The sequence below is a fragment of the Microbulbifer aggregans genome, assembly GCF_020524005.1.
GTDB lineage: Bacteria > Pseudomonadota > Gammaproteobacteria > Pseudomonadales > Cellvibrionaceae > Microbulbifer > Microbulbifer aggregans_A.
Window position 1 is genome coordinate 1 of record NZ_JAIVKK010000005.1, and the last position, 23,411, is coordinate 23,411.

19 protein-coding genes are annotated in these 23,411 nt (G+C 52.9%); 3 read left to right on the plus strand and 16 right to left on the minus strand.

Features of this window, described 5'->3' with window-relative positions; genetic code table 11:
- From LC093_RS10555 to LC093_RS10580, 6 genes are all read right to left on the minus strand, one after another.
- Nucleotides 1-2,519, minus strand: a 2,519-nt coding sequence (locus LC093_RS10555) for a non-ribosomal peptide synthetase (RefSeq protein ID WP_226664755.1), incomplete at its 3' end; no start/stop codon positions are given.
- 177 nt (nt 2,520-2,696) lie between these two features.
- Nucleotides 2,697-3,557, minus strand: coding sequence for a glycosyltransferase (locus LC093_RS10560; RefSeq protein ID WP_226664756.1), 861 nt, complete (start codon nt 3,555-3,557; stop codon nt 2,697-2,699).
- A 929-nt stretch (nt 3,558-4,486) separates the two neighbouring features.
- Nucleotides 4,487-4,939 (minus strand): hypothetical protein, encoded by a 453-nt coding sequence (locus tag LC093_RS10565; protein WP_226664757.1) that lies wholly within the window; start codon nt 4,937-4,939, stop codon nt 4,487-4,489.
- 204 nt (nt 4,940-5,143) lie between these two features.
- Complete coding sequence (locus LC093_RS10570; protein WP_226664758.1) at nt 5,144-5,494, minus strand: hypothetical protein; 351 nt, start codon at nt 5,492-5,494, stop codon at nt 5,144-5,146.
- A complete protein-coding gene (locus LC093_RS10575) occupies nt 5,494-5,850 on the minus strand; it encodes a hypothetical protein (RefSeq protein WP_226664759.1) in 357 nt (118 codons plus the stop codon). Before LC093_RS10575 ends, LC093_RS10570 begins: the two co-directional genes overlap by 1 nt.
- Nucleotides 5,847-6,863 (minus strand): hypothetical protein, encoded by a 1,017-nt coding sequence (locus LC093_RS10580; protein ID WP_226664760.1) that lies wholly within the window; start codon nt 6,861-6,863, stop codon nt 5,847-5,849. The genes LC093_RS10575 and LC093_RS10580 overlap by 4 nt, the downstream gene beginning before the upstream one ends.
- Before the next feature lie 297 nt (nt 6,864-7,160).
- Between LC093_RS10580 and LC093_RS10585 the strand changes: the two genes are divergently transcribed.
- Nucleotides 7,161-8,147 carry a transposase gene (locus tag LC093_RS10585; RefSeq protein WP_226664761.1) on the plus strand — a complete coding sequence of 329 codons (987 nt, stop codon included), beginning with the start codon at nt 7,161-7,163 and terminating at the stop codon, nt 8,145-8,147.
- An 877-nt stretch (nt 8,148-9,024) separates the two neighbouring features.
- Here the strand turns inward: LC093_RS10585 and LC093_RS10590 are convergent.
- Genes LC093_RS10590 through LC093_RS10605 form a run of 4 tightly spaced genes read right to left on the minus strand, consistent with a single transcriptional unit; the run spans nt 9,025 to nt 12,659 of the window.
- Nucleotides 9,025-10,590, minus strand: coding sequence for a flavodoxin domain-containing protein (locus tag LC093_RS10590; protein ID WP_226664762.1), 1,566 nt, complete (start codon nt 10,588-10,590; stop codon nt 9,025-9,027).
- Nucleotides 10,591-10,614: 24 nt separating this feature from the next.
- A complete protein-coding gene (locus LC093_RS10595; RefSeq protein WP_226664763.1) occupies nt 10,615-11,445 on the minus strand; it encodes a DUF4198 domain-containing protein in 831 nt (276 codons plus the stop codon).
- Between the two features lie 52 nt (nt 11,446-11,497).
- Nucleotides 11,498-12,031, minus strand: a complete 534-nt coding sequence (locus LC093_RS10600; RefSeq protein WP_226664764.1) for a DUF2271 domain-containing protein — start codon at nt 12,029-12,031, stop codon at nt 11,498-11,500.
- 19 nt (nt 12,032-12,050) lie between these two features.
- Complete coding sequence (locus tag LC093_RS10605) at nt 12,051-12,659, minus strand: PepSY-associated TM helix domain-containing protein (RefSeq protein ID WP_226664765.1); 609 nt, start codon at nt 12,657-12,659, stop codon at nt 12,051-12,053.
- Nucleotides 12,660-12,997: 338 nt separating this feature from the next.
- On the opposite strand from LC093_RS10605, the gene LC093_RS10610 reads away from it, so the two are divergent.
- Nucleotides 12,998-14,374, plus strand: coding sequence for a Na+/H+ antiporter NhaC family protein (locus LC093_RS10610; RefSeq protein WP_226664766.1), 1,377 nt, complete (start codon nt 12,998-13,000; stop codon nt 14,372-14,374).
- A 4-nt stretch (nt 14,375-14,378) separates the two neighbouring features.
- Complete coding sequence (locus LC093_RS10615; protein ID WP_226664767.1) at nt 14,379-15,287, plus strand: LysR family transcriptional regulator; 909 nt, start codon at nt 14,379-14,381, stop codon at nt 15,285-15,287.
- Between the two features lie 53 nt (nt 15,288-15,340).
- Here the strand turns inward: LC093_RS10615 and LC093_RS10620 are convergent, their stop codons facing one another.
- The 6 genes from LC093_RS10620 to LC093_RS10645 form a co-directional block, all read right to left on the minus strand.
- Nucleotides 15,341-16,432 (minus strand): NADH:flavin oxidoreductase/NADH oxidase, encoded by a 1,092-nt coding sequence (locus LC093_RS10620; protein WP_226664768.1) that lies wholly within the window; start codon nt 16,430-16,432, stop codon nt 15,341-15,343.
- Between the two features lie 67 nt (nt 16,433-16,499).
- Nucleotides 16,500-17,024 (minus strand): SRPBCC domain-containing protein, encoded by a 525-nt coding sequence (locus LC093_RS10625; RefSeq protein ID WP_226664769.1) that lies wholly within the window; start codon nt 17,022-17,024, stop codon nt 16,500-16,502.
- 115 nt (nt 17,025-17,139) lie between these two features.
- Nucleotides 17,140-17,844 carry an alpha/beta fold hydrolase gene (locus LC093_RS10630; RefSeq protein WP_226664770.1) on the minus strand — a complete coding sequence of 235 codons (705 nt, stop codon included), beginning with the start codon at nt 17,842-17,844 and terminating at the stop codon, nt 17,140-17,142.
- 48 nt (nt 17,845-17,892) lie between these two features.
- The gene (locus tag LC093_RS10635; RefSeq protein ID WP_226664771.1) at nt 17,893-19,110 is read right to left on the minus strand and encodes an MFS transporter; all 1,218 of its coding nucleotides are present in this window, start codon (nt 19,108-19,110) and stop codon (nt 17,893-17,895) included.
- 67 nt (nt 19,111-19,177) lie between these two features.
- Nucleotides 19,178-22,318, minus strand: a complete 3,141-nt coding sequence (locus tag LC093_RS10640; protein ID WP_226664772.1) for an efflux RND transporter permease subunit — start codon at nt 22,316-22,318, stop codon at nt 19,178-19,180.
- Between the two features lie 4 nt (nt 22,319-22,322).
- Nucleotides 22,323-23,393: an efflux RND transporter periplasmic adaptor subunit gene (locus LC093_RS10645; RefSeq protein WP_226664773.1), complete on the minus strand. Its 1,071-nt coding sequence runs from the start codon at nt 23,391-23,393 to the stop codon at nt 22,323-22,325.
- Between the last annotated feature and the right edge of the window lie 18 nt (nt 23,394-23,411).

Genomic DNA, 23,411 nt, shown 5'->3' on the forward strand with positions numbered 1-23,411 from the left:
TTGTCAATAAAACGCTCGGCAGTCAACTCGGGGCGATTCAGATAACCTCGAGCAAGTCCCGCACCGCCGATATACAGTTCTCCTACCGCGCCAACTGGCAGTAAATTGAGCGCACTGTCTAAAACGTAAATATAAGTATTTTGTATAGGTTTACCAATTGGTACTACGTTGGTACAAGTCTGTGCATTATTAAAATATGAGACATCAATCGAAGCCTCCGTAGGTCCGTATAAATTATATAGATTGCAATGATTGGACTGGCTATAACACCGATTGAAAGCCTGAACATGTTGAAGAGTTAGAGCTTCCCCACTGCAAAAAATGTAATGCAAACTATCTGGAAACTTACCACCTTTACTTTCAAGAAAACTACAGAACACACCAAGCATTGAAGGAACATAGTGAATAACGGTTACATTATTCGTGGCAATTATATTCGAGAGCTTACCGGGATCCTTATGCGCTCCTGGATCCGCAATCACAATGGCCGCCCCGACCCAATTAGCCCATAACAATTCCCATACTGACACGTCGAATGTATAGGGGGTCTTGAGCAGCACCCTGTCAGATGCGTCAATAGGATATTCAGATTGCATCCAATGAATACGATTAACCACACCTAGATGTGGAACCATTACACCCTTAGGCTTGCCGGTAGTGCCTGACGTATAAATAATGTAGGCAAGATCGCTAGGTCGTACGTATCTACCAAGGTTGCCGCCACTATACTTAAAGGAATCTTCAAAAGTATCTAAAAACAGTATCTTTGGATTATCAGACCCAAGCAAAGAAACAATGCTCTCTAGGCCCATTTTATGATTACTGGTAGATATAACCCCACTTAACCGGGTATCTTCAAAAATAAACCTAGACCGTTCATCTGGGCCTTCTGTCGAAATAGGAACATAACAGAACCCCGCCTTCAAAACAGCGAGCACTGATACAACCATTTCAAAGCTACGATCAAGATAGATCCCAATCGCCTTACAAGACTTCGATGAGCCTTCAGAACAGGAACTTACAAGATGCCTAGCTAACCTATTCGCTTGAGAATTTAACTCCTTATAGGTCATCGTATCTTTTTTGAAAATCAGCGCCGTATTATTGGGTGTCTTTTCTACCTGGGACTCGAAAATCTCGTGCAAACAAAGATCTTCAGGAAAATCAGCGTTGGCGCCACAGACAAAACCCATCAAATGTTTATCTTTACCATCAAAATCAGAAATAATTTCAGAATATTTAACTTCGGGATTTGAAAGTGCAATATCAAAAACATTGAGGAGCCCACCAAATATGGCTTCTATATCATCATCGCTAAAAAATCTTCGCTGACAAGCTATACGAATTCGATAACCTTCATATTCCGTATATTTAATACAGCGAACCTCAAAAGGCTGCTGTTTATTTACGTTATTTATCTGAACAATTGAATTTGGCCAAGAATTAGACATTCTCGAATAATCATCATAAATCACACAAACGTCTAAATTATCCTCTGAGCCTCCTATTAAATTGCTGATCTTTCTTGCTGGAAATCTCCCATGAAGCTTTGCAGCCTTGATGGATGTTCTAGTATCTAAAACTTTCTCAAGAAAACTTCCACCGAACAGGGCTTCACTGACGAAGGGAACTCGATTTGCGCACATACCCACAGCAACATCCCCATTAGATGACGACCTACCATGAAAGGTTGTACTGAAGGTTGCTACTTTATTCCCTGTATATCGAGAAAAAATTATGCCCAATGAAGCCGCTAATACGTATAGCGGACTCACATTATACTCCGAGCAAAACCTCTTGAGCTTCAAACCAATATTGGGAGACAGGCAAATTTCTCGCGATTCAGCCTCCCATCGATCGTACCTTTGATCGAACTTTTGAATTTCTGCGCCACCAATCAGTTGTCGCCAATATCTCTGGTCCGTTTGGTACTGTGCAGACTCCAAGTATTTAGTTGTCAACAATAATTCATCGCGGTATTGATAAATATCTTTCAACCAGGCAACTGATTCTCCAGACCGAATACATCCATACACCCTATGAAACAGCTTAAAGAGCTGATGGATTCCAACTCCGTCATTAACCAGATGATGAGACAGGATAAAAATACAGCATTTTGAATCTGGTAGAAGCATCAAAACTGCCTGATTTAAGGAATGCCGTTCTTTGGGCTGAGCATCCCTTCCTAGCTGCTCCTGCATCCATTCGAGCGCAACTTCAAATGGCCTACTCTCATCACGGAAATCCATACACTCTATTCCCGGCGGCTCTAACTCCACGCTCGAGAACGACTGCACTGGGATACCATCCCCAGAAACTATAATATTAACTCTTAGCGCATCCACATGCTTATAGAGTAACGACCAAGCCTCACGAAACAGCTCAGGCTCAATTAAATCATCTATGAATTCCACCCAGGAAATATTCTGAAATGGCCGCCAATTCTTTAACACGCCCTCGAAATACACACTTTCTTGAGCTGGATGCAATGAAAATAATCCGCTTTTACTGAAACCCACGCTTCCCCCAAAAATCAAAATACAATTCGAACAACCCAGCAAAATCGCAACAAGCCACTAGAAAATAAGAAACCAACCCTAAAGTAGCTACAGGATTTCAGCGAATTATTGGACCCATATACCTTGGAAATTCATAAAAACAGCACCCGGTATTGCGCCGCCATTACGCACATATGTCTATAAAGAACGGTTTACATCGTAGAGATTCATAATATCTCTCCATCCATGCGTAGCAAGTAGCTCAACTCCAGGAACGCTGTGCTTCTCTAAAATATACTTAATATTATTTTCGGAAGACGTTACGTTTGACGTTTCACAGCGGAAATGAGGAATATGCAAAGCTTCCAGGTTCTCCATCACCTTAAATTGGCAACCCAGCTTATAAAGCCTTATTGCAATCTCCACATCCTCTCCACCCCAACTTGTAAACCACTCATCAAACCCACCAACACGCCGAAACACCTCAGTCCGAGAAGACATATGCCCCCCCCAGCACATAACCCAAGCTGCTGGGTTTTTGCTTATATCGAAATTCACTGAACGGCAATAATCGTATCGACAGTCATAAAATTTTTCGAACTTATTAAGCTCGTAAAATAGACTATGGTATGGCAGGTAACTTATCGTATCTTGGAGTGCGCGTGAGTTATCCATCGAAAACTCCTCAACACCATAAGATAGCCCAACGAGAACAATATCTTCTCCTCCGGCATGCATCTTTATGTGCTGTTCCAGAAGGAACTTTGATGGCAGCATCCCGCAATCGAAAATCAGAGTAACCGGGTATTTGGCAAAGTTAATCCCAACGTTTCTAGCGGCAGATAGACGGTACCCTAAATCCTCTTGATAGTGGTAACTAATATCTAAAGTTCGGCTATATTCATCCACTAAAGACTTCGTATCATCCGTGGATCCGTCATCAACGACTATTACCTCAAATTGATCACGCGACACAGATTGCCTAGAAAAACCTTGTAAAGTTTGCTCCAGTAAATCCACAGAATTATACGTAGGCACAACAACTGATATCTTGAACATCCCTTTCCCCGACAATCTAACAACACTTGACCAAACAGTCTAATTCGTAATATTATCACCCAATAATTCTTATGGCGACAAAAAAGCGATAAGTTCTAATCACACCTGAAACCCATTAAAAATAAATATTTCAGATGTAACAATTTTTTCAAATTAAAACTTATTTGGCATATATTTTATTGATCATTAACCCATATGAAGCTTGGTTATAACGATAAAATATCTAATTTTATCCATACCTTCAACGAACACGCTCATGAGCGCGAGCTTCTATTTGGGAAATAGTCGGTTCTGCTAAGTATCTCGGGAAGGTTAAGGGCGAACACAGCGCCGAACTCTGGTATTCAGAGGCTGATCGCTACTGAGCAGACTTCACTACAGAAACTTTGCAAAGTAAGTTGCTCACCAGAGCTCGTTCGGCAAATGTTTATTTTGGAAATGTAGATCTTACCGTATACGAAACGGTGGGAGTTCTGATGGAAATCTGAAAAACTAATGCCTTCACAACCAAGCAAGGCCCACAAGCCGCTATTGCCCGCAGCCTTGAGTCCTCTGAATCAGGCGCCGCCCAAGATGTATTCCAGCAGTTCTATTCATATGTAAGTGCACAAGCCTGGCTTGATCCGGACGACTACAAAGCTCAGTGTAATAAATGACCAGCGGTCAAGAAAGCCACTTAATGTGCTGTAGAGCCTCTGTGACACACTGCACTACGCGGTAGTATTTAAAATTTTCGGGGGTATTGTCGATCCAGCTGAGGGCTCGACCGTGAAAAAAACATGAAATTTTACTTTCACGCCACATGCCGGCGACGTATGCAAGACCTGAGCTCTGCCGCAGGCCATGAGTATGCGGTATATTCAGCGGTTTCCCGCCCTCAGAGAGCATCCAGACCACGAGCCGATCTTGGATAAAGGTAATATTTATGATTACTTTACTTGGCGGGCTCTCGGTTCTTCCAACAAAATCTCAAACCACATCGCCTCAAGTCCTTGCGCACCGGCCTCGATGATTTTTTCCTGCGCTTCAGCAATATCCTCAACACTCAATCCTACATCCAGAATATCGCCCACAATGAACTCTTCACCTTCTGACTTTGCCGATCCTCCAGTGATATGGAGACAGCCAGTGTAACCAGCTTTGGTTTTCAGGGTCACAGTTTCACCAGGCTCTATCTGGATGCCATATAGCTTTGATGGCGATTCGGATGAAGTGCTGGCCCGAGATCCAAAAGAAAAAAGTGGGATCAGCCATCCCGCCTCTTTAGAGTGCTTTTCTGAATGAACTTTTAAAGTGAGATAGGCAAGTCTGATGATCAAACACACAGCCAGAAAGACTAGAATTACACGAGCGATATCAATAGCTAAATCAAGCTTATCCATTGCATTTTCCATACCACCTACCATGGCAGCTCCGTAAGTGTCCTGCGCCTGAAAAGACTACTTTGACTCCAAAAGGCACACTCCGCCCTCACTTCTTATCAATACAGCTCTTATCCAGGTATAGTGATGCAAATGGAGAAGCTTCAGAGCTCGACATATTCAGTTATGTGGCTATCTTATTTATTCTCTTGCTATTTATTAGCCTTATTTCTCTCGAAACAAGATATATATTTTTTCACTATCTATTGGCGCCCATCGATAGCTACGCTTTTCATCACCCTTAGAGAAAACCACCTCAACCTCCTCTAAATCAACGGAATCGGGCAAGTCGTTAATATCGATTTTTTTCCCCAAAGGCGATATCGCATAGACTGCGACATAAACCCGATTCTCATATATATACTCCCAGACGTCTTCTATACGTCGCTCCTCTTCAGAAGCAGCCGCACTAGACTCGACGCCCAAAAACAATGTGTCCAGCTCACTCACACCATCACCAGACCCGCAGCCAACAAAAGCCAGCGCGAATACTAATACACCAAAAATTCTACCCATCAATTTATTCCATTCACCTGCACAATCGCCCAACCAGTTACCATAAGAAGAAAGGCAAACCACATACCAAACAAGTGAAATATTAGTTGTCGACGCGCAACGACAGGCAAATTAGCAAAAACTTCCCTAACACCTGCTCGCTCTGCCCTTGTACTGCTGAGACAGTAAATAGCCCAATCTGCAAAAAGGACCATTATTGAAAATAAAAAACCAAAGTTCTCAGAATGTCCATAAATTTTCTTATTAATCGATTTGCTATGGGTGCAATAAAATAAAATTGCGTTAATCAGCACCAATACCGAAACAGCGAAGAAACCCAAAATAAATAAAAATGCAACCAACTCACGTAGAGTCATTGGACAGAAACCTCATAGATCTTGCTCGCTGACCATTCACCGGCGTCTCCGCCAATCTTAGAGCCGCTATAACCTCCCACTCCCCCCACGGCTATACCACACCAAAGGATGCTACTCCCAAGCGTTTCGACACCAAATAACAAGTTGCATGCAGAGTAACCCAGAAAGCCTCCAACCATACCACCTAGGATACTACCTGAAACCTTTCCAGGCTCGACAAACCTTGCGCGCGTACAGCGATCCGACTCCGGTTCAAATGCGCAGGCCTTTTGAATATTAGCGGCACCACCAATAACTTCCAGCCCTATAGCAACATATCCGAGCCTATTAAACACCTTCGCGGTGCGCTTCAAATTCTGATAGTTGTTCTCAAACCCTTTAATGCCATCGACATATCCCTGCATCTTCCACTGATGAACGGTAGCTTTACTACTGATCCCAAGTTGACGCTTCAGGCTCCTAGCAGACTCCGGGTTACCGAACAGCTCTCTCTTGAGCATCCCATTCATGGCTTGATCAAGTTGGAAAAATAGCAATTTACGCTGACTGAAAAAGTGATTTGTTGGCAATTTACCGTGTGTTTGGTATGAGGCCCCATGAAATCGGTCTAGCTGCTCGAGAATGCGCTTTACATGGTCAGCTCGGCGGGCGAAGTAGTTGTTCACCCAGCCATACATTGGTGCGGTATATGTAGTGACATTACTCAGTAGTGCATAGTTACGTGCAAGTGTTTTTCGCTCATTTTCTGCCATTGCCGCCAACTCGGCATCAACCTGCCGAGCCACCGCCTGCATAACCACCTCCCAGCGCTGGCAAGAGCTCGCATCGGGAGGAGTCACAATTACCATTTGTCCCGGCTCAATCCGGGATTTTAGGTGTGCATTTACCTGCACAAAATGCTCACGCGTTTTTTCAGACGGATAATCGTAAATTACGCGCATGATTTGATCGATGCTGTAATAGCCGTCCGCGATGAAGAACATCGCCTCATCTGGAATTGGATCCTTATCCATCTGCTCCTCCTTGAGCTCCGCGGCACTTGGACCCTAAGTATTCACCACTACAAAACAGAAATAAACGGTCATTTATTGTACAGACGTACCGCCAAGCTAAACACGGGCCACAATAACGCCTCAGAATTAGGTGCTTATCCATCAGTGAAATTCTTTCAATCTTCGACATATCACGCCGAGAACGAGAAATAGCGCAAAGGCATCCAGCCAATACGAAGCACAAACCGCCAAGGCTATTGCACTTTCTAAACACGCAATCACAATACTGGCTATATATACACCCCTGTATAGCCAGCGATGACGAGACCACGTAAAACGCTAATCAGCGTTGACAGCACACCCTACTACCACTGCGTCTCGCGCTGTGTACGACGGGCTTTCCTGTGCGGGAGGGACAATCGTACCGGGCAGAGCTTTGAGCACCGCCGACAGTGGGTCGAAGACCGGCTCCTGGAGCTGGGCCGTATATTTGGACTGGATATCTGTGCGTATGCGGTAATGAGCAATCACTACCATGTGGTCTTGCACATCAATACAGCGAAAGTAGCCAACTGGAATCTGCATGAAGTGGTGGAACGCTGGCATCAGCTATTTAAAGGGTCGCCCCTCTCTCAACGATTTGTGTGTGGCGAGGTGTTGGATTCCGCCGAGCAATTTCGTCTCTCGGAGATCGCGGACGTCTGGCGCGCACGCCTTGCCGATATCAGCTGGTTTATGCGAATCCTCAATGAGTCTATTGCCCGTGAAGCCAATCGGGAGGATAGGTGCAGCGGTCGTTTTTGGGAGGGGCGTTTTAAGTCTCAGGCACTTTTGGATGAGCAGGCTCTGGCCGCCTGTATGGCCTATGTGGACCTCAACCCGATTCGCGCAAAGATGGCAGCCACACCGGAAACATCTGACCACACTTCTGCCAAAAAGCGCATCTCGGCCGCCAGTGAGCGTCGGCAACCCGCAGGGCTGATGCCCTTCGCCGGTAATCCCCGGAGCGGTATACCAGAAGGCCTCCCCTTCCGACTCCAGGATTACCTGGAACTGGTGGACTGGAGTGGCCGTTGCCTGCGTGAAGATAAGCGCGGAGCTATTGCTGGCCAACTGCCACCAATCCTCAAGCGCTTGCAGATAGACCCCAGGCACTGGCTCTATCTCAACCGACACTTTGAGAGCCGTTTCAAAAGCCTGGTGGGAAGCGCCGAAGCGGTACGTGGAGCATGCGATAAGCTTGGCAAGCACTGGGCCCACGGTATTCGAGACTGCGAGCGCCTCCTTTCACCACAAGCTACTTAGCTCTCCCCCCTTCATAGCATCGACTACGGCAGCTCCGTAAGTTTGCTGTGCCTGAAAATACCAATTTGGCACAAAAAGGCACACCCAGAATCCCCTTCTGATCGGTACGGCTCTCATCAGGCATGGTTATGCCAATGGAAAGAGCTCAGAGCTCGACATATTCAGTTAGTGGGTGTCCTTTTTATTCAATGCGTAGTGATACCAGTGGAAAGACCCCAGAGTCCGACATAATCAATTAGTGGGTGTCCTTTTTATTCTATCCATGCGTAGTGATACCAGTGGAAAGACCCCAGAGTCCGACATAATCAATTAGTGGGTGTCCTTTTTATTCAGTGATACCAGTGGAAAGACCCCAGAGTCCGACATAATCAATTAGTGGGTGTCCTTTTTATTCAATGAATTCATACGCCTAATGCTTTCTCGTATTCAATTTTTTGCGCATCATAAATCCTTGTTTTGCAGAAAAACCTGCCTCATCAATACTGCTACGGACACCGCTACTGAGTCAGAGAAAAAAAAGTATCCCGCCCAAAACCAAACAATAAAAAACCCCCGGAGGCGAACCTGCGGGGGGCTTTTGAAGACCGATTCCGAAAGGCTCGCGCCCCCCGGTACTCGGGAGGCCGTTAGAACAGATTTTTCTCAACGCGAACAAACCACGCCCGCATCCCCTGAGGGGCGGCGCAATCTATGTGGTTTGAAAGACTTGGTAATCTGGTCACGGTGTTCTCCTGAGTGATGAGGGAATTTTAGGTCCCCGATTTAACTTTGCAACAGGCAGGACGTGGTTAAGTGCGCTGGTGGCAGCTAAAACACCCGCCACTGCCAACACAGCCTATAACCAATAAAATTTAAATAGCTATCAACTATGGGTATGTCAGTACAGATCCCGCCGGTACCGGCCGCTGTCCAGGAGGGACTCCAGCTCTGGACCGCCCAGCTGCTGCCGGAGTATATGATCCACCCCTTCCCCCATACCGGAGCGGTTGCCACAGACATAAATGTCTGCACCGCGGGAGATAAAGCTGCGCAACTCCTCGCTCTGCCCGGCAAGGAAGTCCTGAACGTACCCGGGTTTTGCGGAATCAGCGCGGGAAAAAACACGATCACAGCGCGAAAGGATCCCCTGCTTTATCCAGGTATCCATTTCGTGGGCGAGTGGACGATCGGCTGAGCGGCCACGCTCACCAAATACCAGCCAGACGGGACCGACATTTCTCTGAGAGGCCTGTGCGGCTCTCTCCGCCAGTTGCGCGCGCAATCCGGCGAGACCACTGCCTGCGCCAATCAGCAATAGCGGGCGACTGTGGTCGGGAGTGTGGCAATTGCTGTTTTCACGTAAACGACCGCCAAAGAGTTCCCCTAGCTCACAGAACTCCGTCAACCAACCGGAACCTAGCCCCAGATTACCGCTGCCATCAGACTGTTGACGCACGATTAGCTTGAGGACTTTCTCAGCTTGGCTTGATGCCACGGAGTACTCCCGTATTGGCAATAGTGGAAACTCAGAAAAATCCCCGCATATCAGCTTTTCCCGATTGAAACCCCCACTCGGCAGCACGCGCTCACGCAGCCATGCTTGCAGGGTTTGGCCGCGGCCGCCAACAACAATCCACTCGTTGGCATCGAGCTGATGTTGCGCAAGCCAGTCAGCGACCACTGCACGAGGTAGACGCGGCTGCAGTTCAAATACATCACCCGCCCGCCACTTGGGCCAATCGCTCACTGCGCGCAGGGTCAATTCAAACAGTGGCGATCCGGGACTGTCGCGGTTCAGCAAAACACGCTCAGCCATTCGCCACCAAATGACCCGTTTCTCTGGTGCTCGCTCGCTGGTCGTGAAGGCTGGAGATTTTGGCTGGCGGAACCACGCGGGCATCGCACTGGCAACGCCGCTGGTGTCACCACGGGCACTATCTACCTTATGTATTGGTTCCAGCGCTTTTGCACCCAGTTGCGCCATACCATCGAACATCAGCTGCCCGAAGGCACAAAAGCGCTCGTAGGTACTATCACCCAGAGCGACCACGGAGTAGGAAAGATGGGAAAGGTCCAGTGCGGCCGCACTTCCTCCGCTGACATTAGCTTTTGCCAGAAATGTTCTGGCAAATCGCTGACCGTTGTCCGGCGCTTCGCCTTCACCGTAGGTGGCAACTACAAACAGCGCCTTACGCGCCGTTTGCAAGGTTTCTGAAGACACCTGACTGAGGGGCAACACGGTCACCGGCTCGGAAGCACCCAGGTGATCGGCACTCTGGCGCGCCAGTGTCGCGGCGGTACCGCTCTGGCTGGCATACGCAATGAGTACACCACCTTCTACTGGCGGCTGCTGGGCGCGGGCGCTGTGTAATGTCCGGCGGTGTTGCACATACAGATATCCCACCCACAGGAGCCAGAGCAATGTACAACCAACGGCAAGCGCAATACGCTGATTCTCGGTCACTGAATGGCTCCCGCTACTGCCACCTTAAAGGGGCAGAACCTCAAAGGTCGCGGAATAAGAACCACGGCGAACGGTAGCGGGCGCCTTGGCTTTTTCGTCTTCGTATTCCGCTTCCATAAAGTACTGACCCGCGGCCGGCCAGGTTACATTAAACAGACCTTTTGCATCCGCCTTAGCCTTGATTTCATCCTGACTGTCGCGGTAACGGCTACCACCGGGAATCAATACGACTTCCGCGCCTTGCGCAGGCTCGCCATCGATCAACAGCTTGAAGTTGGCCGCTTCACCGGCATAGAGGTCATTGGGATGGGTAACCGGTACCAGCTCCAGGCCAACACCTTTAGGTTTCAGTACGTCGTTGGTCGGCGCGCCGGCGGTAACAAAGGTTTCAATACGACGGGAGCTCTGGGTTACACGCAGGTCCTTGGCATCCTTCGGCACCGCGGTTTCAAACTCAGCGTCATTGGCCTGCTGACCACGACCCGGCCACATTTTGCGTTTGCCATCCGGGTCTTTCCAGAAAGCACGCAGACCGGAAGAAACAATACCAATTTTATAGGTACCCTCTTCCTTCAGTTGTACATCGAAGGTGGAGCGGTATTTGCCTTTGGATGCATTTTCCAGCGCAACTGTCTCACCATTTGGTGCGGTCGCGGTGACGGCGTCAACACCCATTGCCACATGATCTGGGAAGAAAATAGTGTTCGAGACAGCCGCATCAAAGGTGACGTAGGGATTTTCACCGGACAGTACGGTGCTGCTCGGCAAAATCCACGCGCGGTGTGCTTCGGCCTGCATGGCAACGCCGCCGGCCATCAGGGCTGCGATCAATACGCCTGTGAAATTCTTTTTCATGTGTATGTCCTTTTAAATCTAAATATATACAGGTCAGGTTTCGTTTCGAGAGTCAGGGCAAAAGTGCCACGCGCACGTTACCCAGCTCTTCACTGCCCTTGACCGACAATGGCAGGCTGGACTTTTCAAGAGGCCAGGTCAGGGGTATTTCCACCAGTTCGCGGCCACCGACTTCGCGGGCAGCCTCAACCCGCAGGCGGTATTTACCCGGAGCCAACTTGGCGAGATCGCTGCTTTCGATAGCTACTTCCAGTGCATGCTCACCGGGACCGTAGGTGGCAGAGGTAATACCGTCTACGGGAACGTCCAGAGAACGGCCGCCGCGACGCCACCACTGACGCAGATCTTTCAGCCACTTTTCGCCTTCGTTGTTGCGCATTTCCACGTCGTACCACACTGCAATCTGGGTAGCGCTACGCGATTCATCTTCCAGCCACACGGCTACGTAGGGTTTGTGGTATTCCGCTACGTTCAGTCGCGGAATTTCAATACGTACCTGCAGGCTTTGCGCCTGTGCGCCCATAGCCAGAAACAAGGCTACAAGCGCGACGAGGCCGGTGAGACTTTTAAACAACTTTCTTTCCATGTTTATCCCAAAATTACAGTCAGTGAATGAAAACCAGTGCAATCATCAGGGGAATCAACACCCCCAGTGCAGTAATCGGCCAGGTTGAAACCCGCCGGGAAGACTGCTGCCAAAGCAGCCAGAACCCCGTCAAGCAGAACACCACGCAGGCGACTGCAAAAATATCCAGGTACCAGCGCCAGGCGGTGCCGGTATCTCTTCCTTTATGCAAATCGTTAAAGTATGCGATCCAGCCGCGGTCGGTACTTTCAAACACCATCTCGCCGCTCTCAATATCCAGTGAAAGCCAGGCATCGCCACCGGGGCGCGGCATAGCGAGGTAAAACTCTCCGCTGTCCCATTCAGCGGTGCGACCGCGGGGAATGTAGATCTGGTACTCCGACGCCAGCCAGTTGTTCAAAGAGTCGGGAAAGGCTGCCCCTTGTCCGTCCTCCACGTTCAGTGCACTCAATTCCTGCAGCAGAGCTTCAGGTACCTGCCCTTCATGGCTGACGATTTTGGGGGTCGCGGGAATTTCTGCAGCGTGATTCAAGGTGATCCCGGTGACAGCAAACAGTAGCATTCCCACGAGACAGACAGCAGAACTGATCCAGTGCCACTGCCGCACCGACCCAAGAGAAATAGCCACTATGATTCCGCCCCCGAAACTGCTTACTTTTTGGTCGAGACAATTTTTAATCGGCCCCCTGAGAACACCTGTCATACCGGGCGCGTCGAGGGTTCTGCGAGAATGTATTGCAATCCTTTAATGATAATCGATCTCATTACCAACCGCAAAGCGTCACCGCTTCCAGAAGCGTAAAATTCTGTAAAGGTGGGATTCACGCGGGACTCGCGCTTTGGCTATATAACGGTATGTGAAGAGACAAGTACGGCAAGTTCCTGGCGGGAGGCCACTATACTGTTTAGAATCCGCGCCCTTTCGATCTAGCAACCCCACCCATCCCATCTGTCACAGCGGTATCAATGACACATCAACCCGTGGAGCAGGCGCCGGCCTCCCCAAGTACTTCATCTCCTGTACCATCAGCTCTCGCGCTGCTGCCACTACTTCTGTTCCTTGCACTGTTTGTCGGTGCAGGCTTGTGGTATCAGACTCAGAGTGTGGAAATGGCCTTCTACCAGGTATCCGCACCGGTCGCGATTCTGCCGGCCATTGCGCTGGCGATCCTGATCGCCCACGGCTCCCTGAGCCGACGTATCGATACCTTTATCCAGGGTGTTGGCGACCCGACCATCATCACCATGGTGCTGATCTACCTGCTCGCCGGCGCCTTTGCCAGTGTGGCCAAGGCGGTGGGCGGTGTGGATGCCACGGTGAATTTCGGCTTGAGCGTTATTCCACCGACGCTAGTACTGCCCGGGCTGTTTCTGATCACTGCCTTCGTGGCGACTGCAATGGGCACTTCCATGGGCACCATCGCCGCCATTGCGCCCATCGCGGTCGGCCTCAGCGATGCAACGGAATTGCCGATACTGCTCACCATCGGCACGGTGGTGGGCGGGGCCATGTTCGGCGACAACCTGTCGATTATTTCCGACACCACGATCGCCGCCACCCGCACCCAGGGGGTAAAGATGCGGGATAAGTTCCGCATGAACCTGCTGATCGCCCTGCCCGCCGCGGTGGTCGCATTGATCTGGTTGTACTTCTCTGGAACAACCGCACAAGTCACAGTACCGGGTGACTACGAATTGATCCGGGTGCTGCCCTATATAGTGGTGCTGGTACTGGCAGTCAGTGGCGTGAATGTACTGCTGGTACTGTTTATCGGGATTCTACTGGCGGGCGCCATTGGACTGGGACTGCAGCCGGGCTATTCCATCGCGGCTCTGTCTAAAGATATTTACGCGGGCTATACCGGCATGCAGGAAATTCTGATTCTGTCGCTGATGATCGGCGGACTCGGCGCCCTGATGCACGCCGGTGGTGGACTGGCCTGGCTGGGCCGACAGATCGACAAAATCAGCCAGCTTTGCAGCCGCGGCAAACCCGGGCGCAAAACCGGCGAGCTGGGCATCAGTACCGCCGTGGCACTGACTAACATCTGCACCGCCAATAATACCGTGGCTATTTTGTTGACCGGCCAGCTCGCCAAAGAGATGGCCAACCGCTACGGCGTGGATCCGCGTCGCAGCGCCAGCCTGCTGGATATTTATTCCTGCACAGTGCAGGGAATGTTACCGTATGGCGCACAGATACTACTGGCATCGTCTCTGGCAAAAGTCTCGCCGCTGGTATTGGCGGGCAGTATTCACTACTGCTGGCTGCTGGGGATCAGTGCGTTGATTTCCATTTTGACGGGTATATTTCAGAGCAAGCCGGCAACAGCCCCATCCTAAGCCAATGAAAGACCTCAGACATCTCGATCTCAATCTGCTGAAGGCGTTCGACGCACTGATGGACGAGCGCAACGTCACTCGCGCCGCGGAACGCCTTGCCGTCACCCAACCGGCAGTCAGTGGCATGCTCACCCGTCTGCGGGAAAATTTTGACGATGCGCTGTTTGTGCGCGCCCAACGGGGGGTGGTCCCCACCCAACGGGCTCAGGAGCTGGCCGCTCCGATCAAGCAGATTCTGTTTGAAGTTAAAGCTTTGCTACAGCCGCAGGATTTTGATCCGGCCACAGCGCGGTTTACCGTGCAGATCGCGGCCACGGATTACGCTTTGCGCGCAGTGGTATTACCTCTGTTACCGGTTTTGCGGCAGCGGGCGCCAAATATCCGTGTTGCCGTACGCGCTCTGCAACAGGAGCAATTGGCCGCACAGTTCGAACGCGGTGAAGTAGATCTGGCGCTGCTCACGCCAGAGTCGGTTTCTGCAGACCTGCACAGCCGCCACCTGTTCGATGAGCGCTATATTTGTGTATTCCGCAGTGGTCACCCGGACGCGCGCTGTAAGCAGATCAGCATGGAGCGATTCTGTGCACTGGATCACGCGCTGGTTTCTCTGGACGGAGATCCATTCCAGGGGGTCACCGACCGTACACTTTCAGAACTCGGCCACCGTCGCCATGTGGCGGTGTCACTGCCAAGTTTTCTCGCGCTACTGGAGTTACTACGTAACAGCGATTTGATTTCCCTACTACCCGAAAAGCTTTTGAAAAATGTGGAAGGGCTGACACAGGTCGAGCCACCGCTGACGGTCCCGGGTTTTACTAAAGTGGCGGCTTGGCACGAGCGTAGCCATCGCGACCCCGGCCAAGCCTGGGTACGACAGATTCTTTTTGACGAGTTCTGCGAAGTTCCAAAATAAAAAGCGGCCACTCGAAAGTGACCGCCAGAACCCTTTTCCTTCCCATGATGAGGTTATTGATAGCGCTCCAGCCAGTGCGCGTAAGACGCGGGCAACACCCAGGAGGGGCGCTCGATATCCAGCGCCAACGCCGCCTTGTAGCTCCAGTGGGGATCAGCCAGATGCGCGCGACCTACCATCACCAGGTCCAGCTGCTCATCCCGTACGGTTTTATCCGCGAGGTGTGGTTCTCCCACCCCCCAAGCTGTCGCTACCGGCAATTCCGCTTCGCGGCGCACACGTTCAGCGATGGGCGCGAGGAACGCAGGCCCCCAGGGAATCTGTGCTTTGGGTGTGTTGAAACCAAGGCTCACACTGACAAGGTCGGTACCTCCCTCACGAAACCCTTTCACCAGATCGATGGATTCCATTAGGGTCTCTTCATCTCGGCCGTCGTATTCAATCACGCCAAAGCGGATCGTAAGCGGCAGATTCTCCGGCCAAACTTCACGCACCGCAGCCAGGGTTTCCAGCAAAAATCGGCCGCGCCCTTTGGCATCACCACCGTACTCATCGGTGCGCTGGTTTGCATGCACGGAGAAAAAGCTCTGCGCCAGATAACCGTGCGCAAAATGTAATTCCAGCCACTCGAAACCAGCGTCGCGGGCGCGCTTGGCGGCGGCGACAAAGTCCGCTTTAACCCGTTGAATATCGTTCTGTGTCATTGCCTGTGGCACCCTTGGAAGATGCTCACCAAAAGCGACAGCCGAGGGACCGATGGGCTGCCAGCCGCGCGGATCTTCTGCGGCAATATGATCGTCACCTTCCCACGGACGGTTGGCACTGGCTTTACGACCGGCGTGGGCAATCTGAATTCCCGGTACCGCACCACTGCTTTTGATAGCAGCGGCGATACGCTGCATGCCTTCTGCCTGCTCATCGTTCCACAATCCGGTACAAGCAGGGGTAATTCGCCCCTCTGGCGCCACTGCGGTGGCCTCCACAATCACCAGGCCAGCACCACCGCGAGCGAGCCCGGCATAGTGCACCTGGTGCCAGTCATTGGTAAAACCATCCTCGGCCTGATACTGACACATCGGGGGAATGGAGATGCGATTGCGCAATTCCACATCTTTCAGGCGATAGTTTGAAAACAGGTTCGGCATTTCGATAACTCCGTACTCGATCCTTATTTACTGGGATACAGCTGTTGGTAGTGGCACTTCGCTATAGTCAAAAAGACGCGCGGTCACGTGCCGCAGAAAGCAGACCATCCAACCACTCTTGATGACCATTCAGCATGGGATTTGGGCGTGTAGTTGCCATTTCCCGGGCAGGTACGCCAATCTGTGACTCTTGGGTAAGAATCCGCAGCCGACCACCGGGCAGGTCTTCCAGCAGCCAGGCATGATGAACATCCAGCCGCGTAGTTTCGTCGCCCTCAGCCCAGCCATGCCAGGCAATGCGAGCCGCCGCTCCTGCTGCAGGAGGGATATACTCCACCACTCTGGACTCCACTGGAAACCCGAAGGTCTTGAAACGAAAGCGAACGCCATTACGCAGTTCAGGGCCCGCGCCACCGTCGAAATCAACATCAGAGGAGTTGCTGTAGTAGGTCGGCCAGGCGGTCGCGGTATTCAGGTAAGGCCAGACATCCGCGACGCTCAAGTCGGCAACAATCATTTCGTTGGAGACAAAATTGTCAGTGGTACCGGGAAGAAATTTTTCCGGCCATTCAATCGCATTTTGGGTATTCATGGCTTGACCTCTATCGCGGGATTCGCATTTCGAATGCCCGGCATATTAGTCACCACCAGATATAACACCAATCGCCTTTTATGATTGCAGCGATAATCCAGCCTGATACCAGGCGTCAGCGGATGTTCCCCGTGGCCAGCCAGCGCTGGATGGACTCAGCAAGCGCCTGCGGTTGCTCTAGTGGAATCATATGGCCACAGCCTTCGATCAGCTGCAGCTCGGCACTGGGAATCGCCGCCGCCAGTTCTTCCGCTTCTTCCAGTGAGCGCAGGGCATCGTTTGCGCTGGCGATCACCAGGGTCGGGCAATCAATTGTCGAAACCGGAACCTGAGAGCGGTCCAATGACGATTGCGTCGCCAGCGCCCGGTAACCCAAGCGGCGACTCATTTCCTTGATCGTCGCAATCAAAGCCTTGTCTGCGACATTTTCCGGGTGCAGCGAATGGGCGATGGTGCTGTTGCTCAAGCCCCGGAATCGCTCCGGGGTTAATGCCTGGACCGCCTGCATTTTTGTTTTCCTCTGCTGCGCGGTGTCGTCACGCAACGAGCTGACTACTAACACCAGCGCTTCCACCCGCTCCGGAAAATCCGCAGCCAGCTGCCTGGCGATATAGCCACCGAGGGAGAATCCGATCAGGACAAAACGTTGTGGCAGGCGGTCGGCAATGTCGGCCGCCATATCGCGAATGGTTGGACCGTCGCCGAGAGAAGAGGTATCAACGCTCCAGTCTCCGGGCAGAAATTCCCGGAATTCATCCCACAGTGTTTCATCCAGCATAAAACCGGGAATAAGAGCGATTGAGGGGGCGGCGGTACTCACGGGATTCTCCATTCAAAAATATCAGTGTTTAGCATACCCCTTGCATGCTCAGCGCTTCAGGCCGCGGCAGCCCAGTGGGAAAAAGCGGCTGCGCCACATGACACCAATGCAGATCAGCGTACACAAAACGCCACTGATTATCGCCACCGCCGGGAGCCCGGTTACTTGCGCCAGAGCACCGAGGATCGACGCCCCGAGTGCCGGGCCGGCCACGGTGATCATCCCCCAGATGCTGACCACACGACCGCGAAATGCACTGTCGAGATCCGCCTGCAGTGCCGCTTGCATACCAATACTAGCGAGAGTAGACATGGCGGCGATGCCAAAGATACTGAGTGCGGCCAGTAAAAACAGGCTGGAAAAACCAAGCAATGCCACAAACAGGCCCTGCAACGCGCAGCCCACAGAAATGAAAGTCACCAGGGTGCTGCGCTTGGTCGTTCCGGACAACAGCACCCCCGCCACAATGCCGCCCGCACCGGCAACCGCCATCAGGGTGGCGAGCCCACTGCTGCCGCGCTCGAAGACGCCACCGGCGAACGCCGGCAACAATTCCAGTACACCGCGGCCGAAGGCGGCAATGGCGACCGAGAGCACAAACAGCTCAAGAAATTTCGGCACGCTGTTGATATAGCGCAACCCTTCCAGCAGCTGGAAGAAGACACCGCCGCCTTTGCTACTGCGGGCCGTCGGGCGGATATACACCACCAGAAGGGAAAACAGCGTACCGAGAAAGGTCAAGGTATTGATCAGAAAGGTGCCGCCAACGCCGATCGTACTGATGGAAATGCCACCCAGTGCCGGCCCCACCACGCGGGTAACATTGAACACCACGGCATTGAGGCTGATAGCCTGGGTCAGGAATTCCCGCGGGGCAATATCGTGAATCAGTGTCAGCCGGATCGGCTGGTAGGCGGCGTTGCCAATACCGAGTAATACGCAACAGGCGAGCAACGCGTGAATATTGAGGAAGCCCAGGGCATGGGTAACGAAGAGCCCGGTGTTGAACAGGATCTGCACCAACAGGCAAGCGATGGCGTAACGCCGGCGATCCATGCGATCGATCAGCACACCGAACAGCGGCGCGATAAATACAAGAGGCAGGTACTGGGCGAGCACGATAAGACCCACCCAGCTTGAGGATTCCGTCAGCTCCCACGACAGCCAGCCGATAGCCGTGCGCTGCATCCAGGTACCAATCCAGGAGACGGTATTCCCGCCCAGGTACAGCGCGTAGTTGCGGTCTTTCAGAACCTCAAAGGCCATGGTGTTACGTCATTTTCTGGTCCGAAATTGAAGAATAACGAATTTTCGCGTCCAACGAGGCCAGAAATCATCCTTTCATCGCATTTTCCAGCTCCGAATCTAACAAACTGCTTTCTACCGAGCGCGGCTTGTGGAATCGGCCGAGGCCGAGGTACACCACTGGTGTCAGATACAGGGTAAACAGCGCAGCCAGTCCCAAACCACCAAACATTACCCAGCCGATGGCGGAGCGCGCTTCCGCGCCGGGGCCGCTACTTAAAATCAGCGGCAGGCCACCCAGCACAGTAGAGAGCATGGTCATGGCGATGGGACGCAAGCGCACCCGCGCCGCTTCGGTGACGGCGTCATAGACACTGTGGCCTTTGTCCCGCAGCTGATCGGCAAACTCCACCAGCAGAATGCCGTTCTTGGCCATCAACCCGATCAGCATCACCAAACCGATCTGCGAGAAAATATTGATGGTGGTGCCGGTAAAAAACAGTGCGCACACCGCCGCAGCCAACCCGAAAGGTACGGTGACCATCACGATCACCGCGCTGCTCACACCTTCAAACTGCGCGCACAACACCAGGAATACCACCAGTGCTGCAATGGCGTAGGTCATGGCCACTTCACGGGAGCTTTCTTCCAGGGAATCCGCTTCACCGAGAAACGCGAGGCCAATATCTTCCGGCAGAATTTCGTCTGCCAGTTTCTGGATATCTTCCACCGCACTTGCCAGGGGATAGCCCGGCTCCAGGCCCGCATCGATTTCGATGGCGCGACGCTGGCCCTGGCGATCCAGTTCGGCAGCGACACTTTCTTCGCGCAGTTTCACCATGCTCGAAAGTGGCAGCAGGTCACCCCGTTCACTTTTCACATAGAGATTTACCAGGTCTTCCGGCGAGGAGACGGTGGTATTGGAAGTCTCCAGCATGATGGGTACAGCTTGGTCGCCCACATTCAGGTCGACCACATCGAGGCCATCCACCACGGTGCGCAATGTAGTCGCGATACTGTCCAGGGGCACTCCGAGATCCGCTGCGCGGCGGCGATCAATTTCGATAGAGAGCTGTGGTTGCGTGGGGCGGTAGCTGATTTCCGGGCGACCGAAGTGCGGCAACCGATCTTCCATGGCTCGAGCCATATCCCTGGAGGCCTGGTAAATGCGTCCGTAATCATTCCCCAGCAGTGCCACTTCGATACCGCCGCCACCGCCACGAATCGATAGACTGTTGGGGCTGCCTACGCGGATACGGGCACCGGGGATTGCCTCCAACGGCCCCTGGATTTCCCGCTTGATATCCTGCTGTGAAACCGTGCGATCATCCCAGTCCGCCAGTGGCAAAGTAATCTGCGCACGGTTGGGGTCCCACTGACCGATCTTGGTCATGATGTCGGTAATATCACCGCGTTCCACTAGCGGCCGCACCACATCCTCGATATGTTCCGCCTGACGGGCGATATAGTTCTGCCCTACCCCGTCCGGGCCGGTGGCATTCACGTAGAGAATGCCGCGATCTTCCGGAGGCAACAGCTCTTTGCCGATTACCGTGTACAGGCCACCAGCGCCCACCGCGAGCAACATGGCCACCGCAAAACTGACCCAGCCGCGGCGCAGGCAGGCTTGCAGGCTGCGTTGATAAATATCCGCGAGGCGTTCACCCAGTGCCGTAATCCGCTGGTAGATTTTATTGCCGCCCTGGGACTGTTCGTGGCGGGTGACCCGCGCGGTGAGCATCGGCACCAGCGTCAGCGCCACAATAGATGACAGCGCAACGGCTGTCGCCAATACCATGCCGAATTCCCGGAACATGCGCCCGGCGGTACTGGGCAACAATGCGATGGGAATAAATACGCTCACCAGAACTGCAGTGGTGGCCAACACCGCGAAAATTACCTGGCGCGTGCCGAGCACCGCGGCCGCGCGCGCACCCATACCCATTCCCCGCAGGCGCTGAATATTTTCCAGCACCACAATCGCATCATCCACCACCAGACCGGTGGCCAGCACAATGGCCAGCAGGGTCAGGATGTTGATGGAAAAACCCATCATCCAGATACCCGCCAGCGTGCCGATCAGCGCGATAGGAATGGCGGTACTGGGAACGAGGGTGGTGCGGATATTGCCGAAGAACAGCCAGATGGCGGCGATCACAATCAGCACTGTGTAGAACAGGCTGGTGACCACTTCCTTCACCGAGCCCTTGATAAATACGGCGCGGTCTTCGGTAACGGTGATGGAAAGATTGTTGAAGCGCTTGTTCAGGGACGCGACTTTGCGGTGCACCGCGTCGCTGATTTCGATGGTATTACTCTGGGCCTGGCGCACTACCCCCAGACCAATCACCGGGCGATCATTCAAGTACACTAGGGACTGCACATCTTCCGGCCCGAAGGACACATGAGCCACATCGCCGATACGGATATCGCCACGGACAGTGGTTTCACGCACCTGCTCCTCGGTTACGGTGGACGCGTCGGTGCGCACCAGTAATTGCTGGTCCACGGAATTGAAACTGCCGGACGGCACATCCAGCGGCGCGTTGCGCAGTACGTCGGCTACGTCGCTCACCGAAAGGCCAAAGCTTGTCAGGCGCAACGGGTCCAGCACTACCCGCAGTACTCGCTGGCGCTGCCCGGAGATGGGCACGTCCGCCACGCCGTTGATGGAAATCAACTCGGGGACTATGTCTTTTTCGATAATGTAGGTAAGTGCTTCATCGCGCAGGGTGTCACTGGTGACCGCCAGTTGCACTACCGGCTCCGGCTGATCCGCGGCCTTGATTACGGTCAGCTGCTCCACATCACTGGGCAGGTTACGCTCCGCCTGACTGACCGCTTCGCGCACGTCGGCGGCGGCGGTATCCAGATCCACATTGGAATTGAATTCGATGTGGATGCGGAAGCTGTTTTCCTCACTGGAAGATTCGATCTGGCGAATACCGGAAACCCGCGCCACCGCCCCTTCCACAATGCTGGTGACTTCGGAATCCATGGTTTCCGGCGAGGCGCCGGGCAAGGTACCGCGCACAGAAACGATGGGTACATCCACATCGGGCAGCTCACGCACTTCCACCGCGCTGAATGCGGCGATACCGGCAATAGCAATCAGCAGGTTCAGTACCAGTACCAGAACCGGGCGCCGGATGGCGAGGGAGGCGAGATCGCTTTTGGCGTTACTCGCCGGGTTGGTCAATTCCTGTGGGGCCGAGTTTTGATCGCGCATTGTGTTAAAGCCCCGCAATATTGGTAACGCTCAACCCTTCGCGCATGCGCTGGGTGCCTTCGGTCACCACCTGCATGCCTTCGGGCAGATCGGACTCCACCAGAATGGCGCCAGGTACCCGCTGCACAATGGTGGCGGGAATCCGCGTAACTTTTTCGCCATTGACGCCCCACACAAACGCACCGTCATTGCCCCACTGCAGGGCCACTTCCGGAATCAGCGGATAGCGACCGGCTTCCAGGTCCAGCGACACGCGGAAGCTCATCCCCGGGCGCAGCAGGTCGCGATCGTTCTCTACCAGGGCACGGGCGGCAAAGGTGCGGGTCTCTGGATTGACGCGGCTGTCGATCTCCACCAGCTCGCCGGTGTGATCCGCGCTGCCGTTGGACCAGGTGGCGACGGCGATCCCCTGCCCCTGTTGGATCTGGCCGAGGAACAGCTCCGGCACCTGAAAGGTCACCAGCAACTTGCTGCGGTCATCGATGGTAGTGATTGCGGTAGCGGGGTCCACACGAGAGCCTGGATCGATATTGCTGATACCCAGGAAACCGTCAAAAGGCGCCTCGATACTGCGGTAATCCAACGCTACTTTTGCCCGATCGAGACTGAGTCGCGCGCGCTCAACCGCGCTCTTCGCATCGTCCAACACGCTTTCGGTCACGGTGCCGGAGCCGCGGGTGCGCTGGTAGCGATTAAACAATCGCTTGGCATCTTCCAGTTCCACACTCGCAATCTGCACCGCCAAACGCTGATCGCGGTCGTCCAGGCGCACAATGGTCTGCCCGGCCTTTACCTTGTCACCCGCCGCAAAGGTCACTTCCACAACCTCGCCGCTGACCTCCGGGTGCACCGTAACGCTCTTGAGCGCACGCGAGGTGCCTACCGCTTCAATGCGCACCTTGCGGGCCTGCCACTCCACGACTTCGGTCACAACCGGTTGTGCTACCGGTGCTTGATCAACAAGGGCATTTTCCCCGAACTTGCTGTTACAGCCAGCCAGAGCAAAGGACACCCACAAAGCAGTAACAACGCCCCGCATACAGGCAGCGGGAGCGAGCATAAAAGAGGAAGGCATTTATTATTCACCTGGTTA